Source organism: Bacillus sp. HNG (assembly GCF_003400205.1).
Classification (GTDB): domain Bacteria; phylum Bacillota; class Bacilli; order Bacillales; family Bacillaceae_L; genus Ferdinandcohnia.
This window is the reverse complement of record NZ_QUQV01000010.1, coordinates 25,213-39,291: the sequence shown is the minus strand read 5'-3', so window position 1 is coordinate 39,291 and position 14,079 is coordinate 25,213. Positions and strand designations below refer to the sequence as shown.

Annotated in this window: 13 protein-coding genes; 4 read left to right on the top strand and 9 right to left on the bottom strand. The window is 40.6% G+C overall.

Annotated features, from left to right (window positions below):
- The first annotated feature begins 64 nt into the window (after positions 1-64).
- Both DZB84_RS17185 and DZB84_RS17180 read left to right on the top strand, forming a co-directional pair.
- Positions 65-718, top strand: a complete 654-nt coding sequence (locus DZB84_RS17185; protein ID WP_116353512.1) for a response regulator — start codon at positions 65-67, stop codon at positions 716-718.
- Positions 711-1,817 carry a PAS domain-containing sensor histidine kinase gene (locus tag DZB84_RS17180; protein ID WP_116353511.1) on the top strand — a complete coding sequence of 369 codons (1,107 nt, stop codon included), beginning with the start codon at positions 711-713 and terminating at the stop codon, positions 1,815-1,817. The genes DZB84_RS17185 and DZB84_RS17180 overlap by 8 nt, the downstream gene beginning before the upstream one ends.
- Before the next feature lie 30 nt (positions 1,818-1,847).
- Here the strand turns inward: DZB84_RS17180 and DZB84_RS17175 are convergent, their stop codons facing one another.
- Complete coding sequence (locus tag DZB84_RS17175; protein WP_116353510.1) at positions 1,848-2,717, bottom strand: DMT family transporter; 870 nt, start codon at positions 2,715-2,717, stop codon at positions 1,848-1,850.
- Positions 2,718-2,861: 144 nt separating this feature from the next.
- Between DZB84_RS17175 and DZB84_RS17170 the strand changes: the two genes are divergently transcribed.
- Positions 2,862-3,767, top strand: a complete 906-nt coding sequence (locus tag DZB84_RS17170; protein WP_116353509.1) for a nuclease-related domain-containing protein — start codon at positions 2,862-2,864, stop codon at positions 3,765-3,767.
- Positions 3,768-5,173: 1,406 nt separating this feature from the next.
- Here the strand turns inward: DZB84_RS17170 and fsa are convergent.
- Positions 5,174-5,839, bottom strand: coding sequence for a fructose-6-phosphate aldolase (fsa, locus tag DZB84_RS17165; RefSeq protein WP_116353508.1), 666 nt, complete (start codon positions 5,837-5,839; stop codon positions 5,174-5,176).
- Positions 5,840-5,944: 105 nt separating this feature from the next.
- The gene (tkt, locus tag DZB84_RS17160) at positions 5,945-7,954 is read right to left on the bottom strand and encodes a transketolase (protein ID WP_116353507.1); all 2,010 of its coding nucleotides are present in this window, start codon (positions 7,952-7,954) and stop codon (positions 5,945-5,947) included.
- A gap of 316 nt (positions 7,955-8,270) precedes the next feature.
- Between tkt and DZB84_RS17155 the strand changes: the two genes are divergently transcribed.
- Positions 8,271-9,437: an ROK family transcriptional regulator gene (locus DZB84_RS17155; RefSeq protein ID WP_116353506.1), complete on the top strand. Its 1,167-nt coding sequence runs from the start codon at positions 8,271-8,273 to the stop codon at positions 9,435-9,437.
- A gap of 24 nt (positions 9,438-9,461) precedes the next feature.
- Here DZB84_RS17155 and DZB84_RS17150 read toward each other — a convergent pair whose 3' ends face one another.
- From DZB84_RS17150 to DZB84_RS17125, 6 genes are all read right to left on the bottom strand, one after another.
- A complete protein-coding gene (locus DZB84_RS17150) occupies positions 9,462-10,247 on the bottom strand; it encodes an ABC transporter permease subunit (protein WP_116353505.1) in 786 nt (261 codons plus the stop codon).
- Between the two features lie 17 nt (positions 10,248-10,264).
- Complete coding sequence (locus DZB84_RS17145) at positions 10,265-11,062, bottom strand: ABC transporter permease subunit (RefSeq protein WP_116353504.1); 798 nt, start codon at positions 11,060-11,062, stop codon at positions 10,265-10,267.
- 6 nt (positions 11,063-11,068) lie between these two features.
- The gene (locus DZB84_RS17140) at positions 11,069-11,953 is read right to left on the bottom strand and encodes an ABC transporter ATP-binding protein (RefSeq protein ID WP_116353503.1); all 885 of its coding nucleotides are present in this window, start codon (positions 11,951-11,953) and stop codon (positions 11,069-11,071) included.
- 163 nt (positions 11,954-12,116) lie between these two features.
- Positions 12,117-12,653, bottom strand: coding sequence for an HD domain-containing protein (locus tag DZB84_RS17135; protein ID WP_116353502.1), 537 nt, complete (start codon positions 12,651-12,653; stop codon positions 12,117-12,119).
- A gap of 48 nt (positions 12,654-12,701) precedes the next feature.
- The gene (locus DZB84_RS17130) at positions 12,702-13,424 is read right to left on the bottom strand and encodes an amino acid ABC transporter ATP-binding protein (protein WP_116353501.1); all 723 of its coding nucleotides are present in this window, start codon (positions 13,422-13,424) and stop codon (positions 12,702-12,704) included.
- Positions 13,421-14,077 (bottom strand): amino acid ABC transporter permease, encoded by a 657-nt coding sequence (locus DZB84_RS17125; protein ID WP_116353500.1) that lies wholly within the window; start codon positions 14,075-14,077, stop codon positions 13,421-13,423. Before DZB84_RS17125 ends, DZB84_RS17130 begins: the two co-directional genes overlap by 4 nt.
- Positions 14,078-14,079: the final 2 nt, after the last annotated feature.

The window sequence follows — 14,079 nt, the reverse complement described above, 5'->3', positions numbered from 1 at the left end:
TTGAACTAAAAAAAGGGTCGCTTACGTGGTATAATAAGAATATTGTGAAATGGGGAGGATTATTGTGGTTAAACTACTGATTGTTGACGACCATGCTGTTGTCCGTTCAGGTCTCATGATGCTGTTGAACGGTAAAAATAATATAGAAGTCATTGGGGAAGCATCTGAAGGGGACGAGGCCATTCAAAAAGCAAAGGAATTAAACCCTGATGTAATACTCATGGACTTAAGCATGCCTCACGGAAAAGACGGATTAACTGCAACACAAGAACTTCATGAGCATATGCCAAATATAGCAATACTGATCTTAACGATGCACGATGATGAGGAATACTTATTTAGAGCGATTCACGCCGGAGCATCTGGTTATATTTTAAAAAATGCGCCACATGAAGATTTGCTCGGGGCAATTGAGTCTGTTTCCTCAGGCAATGCTTACTTAACACCTTCCGCAACAAAGGTCTTAATGAGCGGCTATTTAGATCGAGTCAAAAATGGAGACAACACGGATTCATTTGCTATCTTGTCTGAGCGTGAAAAAGAAGTACTTGAGTGGATTGCAAAGGGATATTCAAATAAAGAAATTGCAGAGCATCTTGTGATTAGTGTAAAAACTGTTGAATCCCACAAAAGTAATTTAATGGAAAAGCTAGGTTTGAAAACGAGACCTGAACTTGTGAAATATGCAATGAAGAAAGGATTGCTACATTTTGAATAAAATTGATCGACTTCAACATCAATCAGAAATTGGTGGTCCCAATGTCATTAGGCTCCTCGCTGACTTAGAGAAGCATATTGAGGATTCAAATTATCGTGAAGACGTTGAAAAATCATTGCGACACCTTGCAGATTTAACATTTGCACTGGACGAATCCTCGATAGTAGCAATTACGGATCGACAAGGAAAAATTCAATACATTAATAATAAGTTTTGTGAAATCTCGAAGTACTCGAAGGCGGAGTTAATAGGACAGGATCACCGAATCATTAATTCCGGTCACCATGACAAGGAATTTTGGAAGGAAATGTGGCGTACGATTGGATCTGGTCATGTCTGGAAGGGTGAAATTAAGAACAAAGCCAAGGACGGCTCCTATTATTGGGTCGATACGACAATTGTTCCCATTTTATCTGAAAATGGACGCCCTAATCAATATTTAGCTGTTCGTCACGAGGTCACTGCTTTAAAAGAAACCCAAGAAGAGTTAAAAAATATGATGACGCGGGTAATCAGTATCCAAGAAGAGGAACGGAAACGGTTTTCTCGAGAACTCCATGATGGAATTGGGCAAAGTATGTTTTCGTTGTTGATTCAGCTCGATCAACTGCTTAGTGAAAAGCCAGATGAACGTCTTGCACATTTACGACAGGATGTTTCTTTTATGATGGAGGATATTCGAAGCCTAGCCTGGGAACTTCGCCCTTCTGTTCTGGACGATTTAGGTGTTGTGCCTGCTTTACGAAAATATGTGGAAAACTATTCTCAGCACTATGGTATCCATGTTGATTTTGAATGCACACTAAAATCGCGTCTTGATATTCATAAGGAAACAACAATTTATCGTGTTGTCCAAGAGGCCTTAACGAATATCGCGAAATACGCAAATGTGTCGGATGCAGGTGTAAAAATTCATGAAAGCGAGACTGACGTTGTTGTCGAAGTAATAGACAACGGCCAGGGCTTTACTACCGATGAAAAAGGAAACGGTGTCGGTTTGTTTAGTATGGAAGAACGCGCGCGTGGCATCGGCGGAAGTATTACGTTGGAGTCTGAGGTTGGAAAAGGTACTAAGCTAGAACTTGTCGTTCCGAAATAACGTTTGAATGGCCTGCCCTAGGGCAGGCTTTTATGTAGACATTTTTCTTTGATAAGTAGATAATATCACACCCCCTACGATAAATAGGGATCCGATAATTTCCGCATCCGTTATTGGTTTTGCTAATAGTAAGAATCCCATTACCATTGCAACAAAAGGTTCCAAATTTGATAATATGGAAGCCTTCGACGCATCCACATAGCGAATATAGTTATTCCAGATCAGATTCGCAATACCATGTACAACAATAGCCGTTACGATTAACAATGCCCAATCAGAAAAATTTGAACTCATTCTAAGTGGAGAGTCTAAAAGAAAAACAAAAGGAATTGACACAAATAGGCCCACTATATTTGAATATAATGTGATGGCAAGTGGAGACATTCTGTTAGATAATCGTCTTGTCATGATAATCATGATCGCAAATGTGACCATGGTTAAAACAATCCATAAAAGTCCTCTATCAACATGAATGGAAGTAAATGTGCCTTTTGTTACAACAAAATAAATACCAGTAATCGCTACAACTGAGCCAATGAACATACGGATTGTTAATTTTTCTTTTAAAAAAATGGCTGCTAAGACGCCTGTTAAAATGGGAGTCGTTGCTAAAATTAATGCAGATGTGGTTGGATCAGCTGTTTGCAATCCTTTAAAAAAGGACCACTGGTTTATAAAAACACCCACTATCCCTAAAGTAACAATAGAAGCAAAGTCCGCTTTATTCATTTTAAGCTGTTTATTGAATGAAGATAATCCTATTAATAAAAGAACAATAAACAATAGTCTTAACATCGTTAGTAGGGTTGGTGAAAAGTGCAAAACTAACATTTTTCCAAATATAAAATTACTTCCCCAAACCACTACACAAAAAGTAAGCCACGAATAGGCTTTTAACATCTTAAACACCTTCCACTGAATACACTACTTAGATAATTTATTGTGCCTCGATATAATTGATTTCAACCAATGGTTGTGATTTTTCTTTGAATTTACTAAATCTTCAAATATAATGAGCTTAACTACTAAAAAAGGATGTGGACTATGATTTATAAACACCGTACTAAGTCCGATGAATTAACTATTTTTGAATTTTTAAACAAGCGAACAGAGTTATCCAGTAAGGACAAGCAGTATTATTTAAATCTAAAAAAGGGGTTCGAAGGAGAACTATTATTCGATTCGATGACAGAAAACCTTCAATGTGACTGCTTAATTTTAAATGATCTGTTACTCGAAGTGAATAATACAACCTTCCAAATTGATACCCTTATATTGATTGATAGCAAAATCCACACTTATGAGGTTAAGTATTTTGAAGGAGACTACTATTATGATTCGACTAAATTATTTAAGAAACCTAAACATGAAGTAATCAATCCCATAATCCAGCTGAATCGAAGTGAATCTTTACTAAGTCAATTGCTTCGCAACCACGGATGTCACCTTCCAATTGAGGCTTCAGTTCTTTTTAACCACCCTACTTTTACCCTTTACCAAGCACCCCTAAATTTACAAGCCATATTACCAACGCAGCTCAATAATTACTTGAGGGCATTAGATACAACCCCCTCAAAAATAAATGAAAAACAGAAAAGGATTGCTGCTCTGTTAGTTTCCTTACATATCACCAAGTCTCCTTTTTCTAAGGTTCCTAGTTATCAATACGAACAGCTTCGCAAAGGAATAACTTGTCAAGTGTGCGATTCATTTTCCATCGTTATTGAAGGGCGAAAATGTAAATGTGAAAAGTGCGGGCACAAAGAGTTGGTTGCTGACGCTGTATTAAGAACCGTTCACGAATTTACGATACTCTTTCCGAACCAAAAGATTACGACTAATGTTGTTTTTGAGTGGTGTGGAGTTGTACCAACAAAAAAGTGGATTCGGCAGATTCTAGCGAGAAATTTTAAAATTGTTGGGGTTCACCAGTGGGCTTATTTTGAATAAAATTAATTTGTGACTAAACTAAATGTTGACTTTGAATTGTTGGTCCTTCATCCAATTGGATGAAGGACTCTCCGCGTGGGGCACCGGCTCCATTCGGGACTTCATCACACCGATGAAGGACTCTACGCATGGGGACCAGTTCCGTTCGGGACTTCATCTCACCCATGAAGGACATTCCGAATGGGCGCAGGATCCGTTCGGGACTTCATCACATCCATGAAGGACTCACGCATGGGCACCAGCTCCGTTCGGGACTTCATCTCACCCATGAAGGACTCTACGCATGGGCACCAGCTCCGTTCGGGACTTCATCACTCCGATGAAGGACTCTACGCATGGGGACCAGTTCCGTTCTGGACTTCATCACACCGATGAAGGACTCTACGCATGGGCACCGGCTCCGTTCGAGACTTCATCACACCAATGAAGGACTCTATGCATGGGCGCGGGCTCCGTTCGGGACTTCATCTCACCCATGAAGGATTCTACGCAGGGGCGCGGGCTCCGTTCGGGACTTCATCTCACCGATGAAGGACTCTACGCATGGGCACCGGCTCCGTTCGGGACTTCATCACACCGATGTAGGATTCTACGCATGGGCGCGGGCTCCGTTCGGGACTTCATCACACCCATGAAGGACTCTACGCATGGGACGGGCTCCGTTCGGGACTTCATCACTCCGATGAAGGACTCTACGCATGGGGACTAGCTCCGTTCGAGACTTCATCACACCGATGAAGGACTCTACGCATGGGCGCGGGCTCCGTTCGAGACTTCATCACACCGATGAAGGACTCTACGCATGGGCGCGGGCTCCGTTCGGGACTTCATCACACCGATGAAGGACATTCCGAATGGGCACCGGCTCCGTTCGGGACTTCATCTCACCCATGAAGGACTCTCAGCACGGGTACCAGCCTCGTTCGAGACTTCATCACACCCATGAAGGACTCTACGCATGGGCACCGGCTCCGTTCGGGACTTCATCACACCGATGAAGGACTCTACGCATGGGGACCAGTTCCGTTCGGGACTTCATCACACCGATGAAGGACTCTACACATGGGGACCAGTTCCGTTCGGGACTTCATCACACCGATGAAGGATTCTCAGCACGGGCACCAGCCTCGTTCGAGACTTCATCACACCCATGAAGGACTCTCCGCATGGGCACCAGCTCCGTTCGGGACTTCATCTCACCCATGAAGGACTCTCCGCATGGGCACAGAATCCGTTCGGGACTTCATCACACCGATGAAGGACTCTCCGCATAGTACAGGCTCCGTTCGGGACTTCATCCATACCGCTGTTCTATTCCAAGCCACCTATCCCCCTCAAACTCCACAAAAAACCCCGATCCGCATCAAACCATAGCGAATCGGGGTTTCCAAACTTAACAAATCCAATTATTTAACAGCTTTTACCCAGTCAGCTGCGAACTTTTCTAAACCTTGGTCTGTAAGTGGGTGCTTAGTAAGTTGCTCAATTACAGAGTATGGAATCGTTGCGATATGAGCACCAGCTAATGCTACGCGAGTAACGTGGTCTGGGTGTCTTACAGATGCAGCGATGATTTGAGCATCTAAGTTGTGAACACGGAAGAGCTCAGCAATTTTTGCTACAAGTTGTACCCCATCTTCAGAAATGTCGTCTAGACGACCTAAGAATGGAGATACATATGTTGCACCAGCGCGAGCTGCTAATAGAGCTTGGTTCATTGTGAAAATTAATGTAACGTTTGTTTTAACGCCTTTTTTAGATAGGTAACGAGTTGCTTCTAATCCAGCAACAGTCATTGGAACTTTGATTGTGATGTTTTTGTCGCCACCGTTGATTTTTAGAAGCTCTTCTGCTTCTGCAATCATGTCTTCAGCAGTTTCAGCGCTTGGAGAAACTTCTGCAGATACGCTTTCTACTTCTGGCACAGCTTGAAGAATTTCAGCGATGCGGTCTTCGAATTTAACGCCTTCTTTTACAACAAGTGATGGGTTCGTAGTAACACCAGATAGTACACCCATTTTATACGCTTTTTTAATATCATCTAGGTTAGCTGTATCGATAAAAAATTTCATTTCTTTTTCCCTCCAGTAACTTTATTGTATCACAGATATTTTAAGCACATTTGACTCACCTATTCGCGAAAGGAGAGTCAAATGCAGTTAGTAAAAACTACTATATTAAAGAACTTCTTTAAAGTTCTTAACAACGTTCTCTACTGTAAAGCCATACTCAGCAAGAACTTTATCTGCAGGTGCAGATGCTCCAAATGTGTTAATAGCAAGAACTTTACCTTCGTCGCCAACGAATTCTTTCCATCCAAGTGGAGAAGCCATTTCGATACCAAGACGAGCCTTCACAGATTTTGGAAGAACACTTTCTTTGTACTCAGCAGACTGCTTTTCGAAGCGATCCCAGCTTGGCATACTTACTACAGATACGAAGATACCCTCTTTTTCTAATTCTTTTTGTGCTGCAATTGCTAATGAAACTTCAGAACCTGTTGCAAGTAATAGACCCGCAACTTCTCCGTTTGCTTCAGAAACAACGTAAGCACCTTTTTTAACACCTTCATATACAGCTTCTTGATCAAGCTCTAAAGTTGGTAAACCTTGACGAGTTAATACAAGTGCTGTAGGTGTGTCAGTACTTTCAATCGCTAAACGCCATGCTGCTGCAGTTTCTTTTGCGTCAGCTGGACGTAAGATTGAAAGACCTGGCATTGCACGTAATGCAGCTAATTGTTCAACTGGCTCATGTGTTGGGCCGTCTTCTCCAACTGCAATTGAATCATGTGTAAATACATAAGTTACAGGTAGCTTCATGAGAGCTGCAAGACGAATAGCTGGACGTAGGTAATCAGAGAATACGAAGAATGTAGCTCCGAATACTTTTACTCCGCCATGAAGTGCCATACCGTTGAGTGCAGCACCCATTGCAAATTCTCTTACTCCGAACCAGATGTTACGAGCAGCAAAGCTGTCGATTGCATAGTTCTTTTCAGAAGTGATTAACGTTTTGTTTGAACCGGCTAAGTCTGCTGAACCACCGATTAATTGTGGAATCGCAGTAGCAGCTGCATTTAATGCTTTACCTGAAGCGTCACGAGTTGCAACTGAAGATCCAGCCTCAAAGTTAGGAAGTGAAGCTTCCCAGTTTTCAGGTAGTTCGCCATTTAATGCCATTTCAAATTGCTTCGCTAATTCAGGGTATTCTTTTTTATATTCTGCAAATACTTCATTCCATACACTTTCTTTTTGTTTGCCAGCTTCTACAAATTGGCTGTAGTGCTCTCTTACTTCTTCTGGAACGAAGAATGGCTCTTCATAAGTCCAGCCGTATGCTGCCTTCGTTAAAGCAACTTCATCTTTACCTAGTGGAGCACCGTGTGATGCAGATTTTCCTCCTTTATTAGGAGAACCGAAACCGATTGTTGTCTTAACTTCAATTAACGTTGGACGGTTTAAATCCGCTTTTGCTTCTTGTAAAGCTTTTTGAATTTCATCCATATCATTTCCGTTTTCAACACGGATTACTTGCCATCCGTATGCTTTAAAACGATCTTCAACACTTTCAGAGAAAGAAAGGTTTAAATCACCATCTAATGAAATGTCGTTAGAATCGTACATTACGACAAGACGTCCTAATTTTAAATGACCAGCAAGTGAAGCTGCTTCTGCAGAAACACCTTCCATAAGGTCACCGTCACCACAAATGGCATATGTAAAGTGGTTAACGATATCATAATTGTCTTTGTTATAAGTTTCAGCAAGATGTCTTTCAGCCATTGCCATACCAACAGCCATTGCAATACCTTGTCCTAGTGGACCTGTAGTTGCTTCAACACCAGGAGTATGTCCAAACTCAGGATGTCCTGGAGTTCTGCTTCCCCATTGACGGAAGTTCTTTAAGTCTTCCATTGTTACATCATAACCAAATAAATGTAATAAACTATATAAAAGCATGGAACCATGTCCAGCTGATAAAACAAAGCGATCGCGGTTGAACCAGTTTGGATTTTCAGGGTTGTGATTCATTTCTTTTGCCCATAGAGTGTAAGCCATCGGTGCAGCGCCCATTGGCATACCTGGATGTCCAGAATTTGCTTTCTCTACACCATCGATGGATAGCGTACGAATCGTGTTAATTGCTAATAAGTCTAGTTCTTTGTTATTTAAAGCTGTCTTCATTTAACCACACTCCTAAACTATTAAAATAATAATTCTATATTGTTATACCCTACCTAAAAAATCCAATCTTTTCAATCTTAAAAATAAGATGTATAATTAATTCGTTCACTAAACAAATTATAACATTAATAATGTACCACCCTTATCTTTATTCGTCAATTATCTAAGTAGAAACAATTAATTCAAATCTAACTTTTGTTTCGTGAAAGCGCCATCAAAATAATTGCACATATTGCTTTCAATTATGTGTAACTTAATGATGAAATCTTCTTTTAGAACGAAATTAGTTGTACTTACTAGCAAATGGGGGATTTGTATGATTACCGGAGATGCAGCATATATAAAAAAAATAAATCGCTCGCTTATTCTAGAAAAAATAGTCGAAGAAGGTATGATCTCAAGGGCTGACATTTCCAAAGCTACAGCACTTACTAGGGCGACAGTCTCTGCACAGGTTGCCGACTTACTTGATGAAGGCTTAATCATCGAAACGCAGCTTGAGCATAATAGTGTTGGAAGAAAGCCCATTATGCTTTCTTTAAATGCGAATGCAGGCTACGCACTTGGAATTGATGTGGATTACGGACAAATCTCCTTTACCATCTCAGACCTGCTCGGAAAGCCTATTTATGAAAAAACTACGGATTGCACTAGTCTTGACTATGACTACATTCTGCAAATTTTAATTGAACAAATTAATTTATTGGATAAAGAGTTCAATGATAACCGTTACGGCATTATCGGTGTCGTCATTGCCATTCATGGACTTGTTGGAAAGGATGAAAAAATTCATTTCGTGCCTCGCTTCCAGTGGCGGTCCGTCGATTTGAAGGCAGACCTTGAAAAAGCGTGTAGCCTCAACATTCAAATTGAAAACAACGCGAATATGTCTGCTTTTGCCGAAAGGGTCTTTCACCATCATGAAACCAATAGCCTCCTGTGTACCACGATTTATTCTGGAATTGGGCTTGGAATGATTGTGGACAATCATTTTTTTAGGGGAAATGATGGCTTCGCTGGTGAAATCGGTCATATGATTATCGTCCCACATGGGAGACCCTGTCCTTGTGGCAATGAAGGCTGTTGGGAACAATATGCCTCAGAATCTGTCTTCCTAGACCACATAAAAGCTGAAAAAGAACTTTCTTCTTTTTCATACGATGATTTGCAAAGACTAGTTGAAGAAGGTGACGAGGACATCAGTGAACGTCTTGAGCAATTTATCTACTACCTTTCGATTGGTTTAAATAACATGATTAATATGTACAACCCGGATACAATTGTTCTTGATGGTGAAATCCTGCGTCTTTTCCCGGACTCCATCAAAAAAATAGAAGAACACCTAAACTCTTCTATTATTCATTATCGCCAATTATCGGTCTCAACCTTTGGAAAGAAAGCCGTACAAATGGGTGCGTGCGCCCTAGCTATTAAGCGCTTTTTAGGCGTACCGATGATCAATCTTACTTATAAAGATGCGTAAAAGGAGCTTAAAAAAGCTCCTTTTTTATACGTTCAAATCTCTCTTTTTATAAAAAATAAACGTAACTACGGTGAGAATGGCGATTAAGCTAAGGGAAATAATCACAAACACCGCTTCAAACCCATCCCCGGTCAACATATCTTTCGCAGCAAAATACTTAAATGGCACGATGTATGTAAGGTTTTCCAGTTTTTCACTTAAATCAATCACAATCGACAAAATAAAGGTCAACAGTAAGATCCCCGTTGCAATCGGTGCTGCACTCCTCGGATTGCGAATAATAGACGCTAGTGCAGAGCCAATCATTAAAAATAAAACCTGTAAAATGAACATTCCACCCATCAACATGAATATGTCCGGAATTTCATTATGCATTTCGAATATAACGATCGTCGCAACAGTTGTAACAACATTCAAAACGACAAGATTAACAAATCCGGCCACAAGTTTCATCGTAATGACCTTTGTTCGAGTAATAGGTTTTACAAAAAGAAATTCAAAGGTTTTGTCTCGCTCCTCTTTTGCAATGATTGACGCACCCATCATTGCCCCGTGGATTGTAGCCATCAATAGCAAATATAAATATAATATTGAAAAATACCCAATCGGCGTCGATACATCTAGCGTCCCAGTCCCCATAAGCGCCTGTAACGCTTTTGGCATCGACTCAATCAGTTCATTCAAGGATTGACCTGACGAAGAAAGGCTCGAGTACTCCGTCTTGCCCATTAAAATAAGCAGGACAATGCCAACGCTCCAAATAATAAGGGACTTACGGTACGCCTTCAATTCCCTTAAGAATACATTCATCGTAAAAACCTCCCCCCTCAAACAGAATGAATATCCTTTTTCGTATAGTGGAAAAAGCTTGCAATGGTCGCCATTAACACGATTCCTAATCCTACTAATAAAAACACTCCCTCATAACTTGAGTGCTTCATTATATAGGAGGAATCAAAATATTTAAAAGGAGACAAATACCGTTTAAATCCTTCTCCACCTGTTGAACTAAGCATCCCAATAATAAAAAATGCAAAAACCGTCGCCAACGAAACCGAGAGAACCGATTTGATCTTAGGAAGGAATACCGACAGGAAAATTCCAATCCCTAAAAAAATAACTTGCAATAAAAACAAGGATAGGGAAATTAGAAAAAATGCTTTTATACTATAGTCATCCGTCGCAACCACATCTACCACAAGCCATGCGGCAACTATATATACAAGGCTTGTAAACAAAATGGATGTGAATGCTGCTATCATTTTTGCTGTTAAAATGGCTTTTCGAGTAATTGGCTTTGTTAGCAAGAAATCAGCTGTCTTCTCTCTTACTTCCTTCGAGACGATTGCCGTACCAAAATTCATTGCTTGGATCGCCCCGCATAGACTGATATACACAAATACATAGGAGTAGAATCCAAGAACCGACCCAAAGGTTTCGACCTGGAGTCCTAATGCTTGTTTCATTGCGTCAGGAAAACCATCTAACACCTTTTGATACTCCTCAATGTCCTTTGCAATCGTCGGAAACATGGACATGAACAATGCCATCACCCCGACTAGTGACAATGTCCAAATGATGGTCGTTTTTCGATAGGCCCTTACTTCATGAAAAAAGACATTCATAACGGTTTAGGCCTCCTTCTCGTAATAATGCATGAAGATCTCTTCGAGGTCTGGCTCCGTAACAGATAAGTTGGTAATCTCGATTCCAGCGATTTTCTCCATCACTGTATTGATATCACCCTTGAACAGGAAGCTTACTTCCTTGTTATTCACTTCTAAATTATTCACACCAAGAATGGAGAAATAACTCTTATCTATTGGATGTGCCGTTTCAACTGTAAATCTCTTAAAATTGTTATCTTTTAATGTACTTATCTTCTCAACCGTTATAATTTTTCCTTCTTTAATAATAGCCACTCGATCGCAAAGACGTTGAACCTCACTCAAAATATGAGAGGAGAAAAGAATCGTCACGCCTTTTTTATTTTCCTCCTCAAGCAAGTCAAAAAAGCGCTGTTGCATCAGAGGGTCGAGTCCACTCGTCGGTTCATCTAGAATAACAAGCTTTGGTTCGTGTAGCAGTCCCTGAACGATTCCGACCTTTTTCTTGTTTCCTAGAGATAAATCATCAATTTTACGATTAAGGTCAAGCTCCATAATTTCAGCCAACTCATTCATTCGCTTCGTACAATCTTTTTTATAAAAGCTGGCAGAATACTTGAGCAAATCCTTCACTTTCATATTGTCATAGTAAAAAACTTCTGATGGTAAATAGCCTATTTCCTTTTTAATTTCAGATGAGAAATTGATTGAATCCTTTCCAAAAATTTTAGCACTCCCACTTGTTGGATAAATGAGTGATAGCATGGTGCGGATCGTTGTCGATTTACCAGCGCCATTCGGTCCGATAAATCCGAAAATCTCCCCTTCTTCAACATGAAAGCTAATATCCTCGATACCGCGAGCTTTTCCATACATCTTTGTTAGGTTCTGAAGTTCGATCACATTCATTACTGACCCTCCCTTAGTTTGGGCTTTCTATTTCCATTATAGAGGAAATTGCACCTTATTAATGTTAAAGTTACACATTTTGGAGGTGCTCGGAAATTAGAATACCGGACAAACACATCTTTTCGGCCCATATAAAAAAGCCCCAAAGATACCCTTTGAGACATTAACTAAACAATGTATCGACTTCTTTTTTTAGTTCTTCTACTAATGGAAAAGTTGAGGCATGTCCAAGGCTTTCGACGATGTTTCGGTAATACCATTCTTGTTTTTCCTTACCGCGACTAAACCTTTGCCAAACTTGATCGCCCTTTTCTTGGTAATCGTGGATAATGGACCGGATATTATGAAGTTTATCCGCACATACGACGGTTCGAGTGTCTTCTGAAGCCGTCCGCAGGAATGAAATAGTATGCTCTTTTCTTGCTTCCCAAGGTAGAGATTTATCGGGCTCTGAACAACCTTCCACAAGTGTTGCAACCTCGTCACCGAAATCGTCTCTTATATCTTCTAAAGTAAGCTCAGTATCCTCTACTGTATCGTGTAGGATTCCAGCCGCTATCAGCTCCTCACGTGCATTTACTTTCATTAAAATCAGACCGACACTAAGCGGATGTGTGATGTATGGAATATTGGTGAGCTTTCGATATTGCCCATCATGTGCCTTACTTGCAACCACAATCGCTTTTTCAATCATGTCCATTTTTTAGCCTCCCAATCAAAGAAATACCTGACACACCATGTGCCAGGGTTAAAGTATTTTACTTAAAAATGCTTTTGTACGAACATGCTGAGGATTTTCGAACAGTTCTTTTGGTTTGTTTTCCTCCACGATATGGCCATCGTCCATAAAGAGGACACGGTCACCAACTTCACGCGCAAAACCCATTTCGTGGGTTACAACGACCATGGTCATTCCCTCTCGCGCCAACTGCTTCATAACCTCCAAAACCTCTCCAACCATTTCCGGATCAAGAGCAGAGGTCGGTTCATCAAAAAGCATAATTTTCGGCTCCATTGCAAGTGCTCTTGCAATCGCCACACGTTGCTTTTGTCCGCCGGACAAGGAATCTGGATAGGCATCTGCTTTTTCAGCAAGACCTACCTTTTTTAAAAGTTCCATCCCTTTATTATATGCTTTTTCATTGGAGACCTTTTTTACCTTCAACGGAGAAAGCATGATGTTTTCCATCACCGTTTTATGAGGGAAAAGATTAAACTGCTGAAACACCATTCCGACGTCTGTTCTTATTTGATTGATGTTTGTTTTTTTATCCGTGATATCGATTCCCTCAATATAGACATGCCCTTCATTGATGGTTTCTAATAAATTTATACAGCGTAAAAAGGTTGATTTTCCAGAGCCTGAGGGTCCAATGACTACGACAACTTCCTGGGGTTCGATTTCGACTGAGATTCCTTTGAGCACCTCATTTTTCCCAAACGATTTCTTTATATTGTTTATTTTTATCATTCAGTTTTCAACCTCTTTTCTAGATAGTTTAATAGAATTGTCAATGAAAGAGTGAGAATTAAATAAATGAAGGCTGCCATCAAGTATGGCTCCCACACGCGGGCATGCTGTCCCATCATCATCCTTCCCCAATGCATGATTTCTGGAGTCGCTACTACTGAAAGAAGGGATGAATCTTTTATGAGAATCACAAATTCATTTCCTAATGGAGGAATCATCCGCTTAAAGGCTTGCGGGATTATGACGTATCTCATAGCTTGCGCATGTGTCATACCTAAAGATCGTGCGGCTTCCATTTGTCCACGGTCAAGGGACTGAATGCCTGCTCTAAAAATTTCTGCTATGTATGCGGACGCATTTAAAGTAAGTGCGATCACACCTGCAACAATTCCGTTTGTTCCTCCTAAAAATAATGGAACAACTCCGAAGTGAACTAAAAAGATTTGAACGAGAAGTGGTGTCCCTCGGAAGAACGTCACATAACAAACAAATGGAAACGCCACCCATTTATTTCGAATCATTTTTCCAAGCCCAATAAATAAGCCTAGGATTGTCCCAAGCAAAATTCCAGCAATTGATAAACCGATGGTCACTAATGTCCCTTGCCCAAAATAGGGAAGGTAGTCAATGAGAATATCAAACTTAAAATCCATGC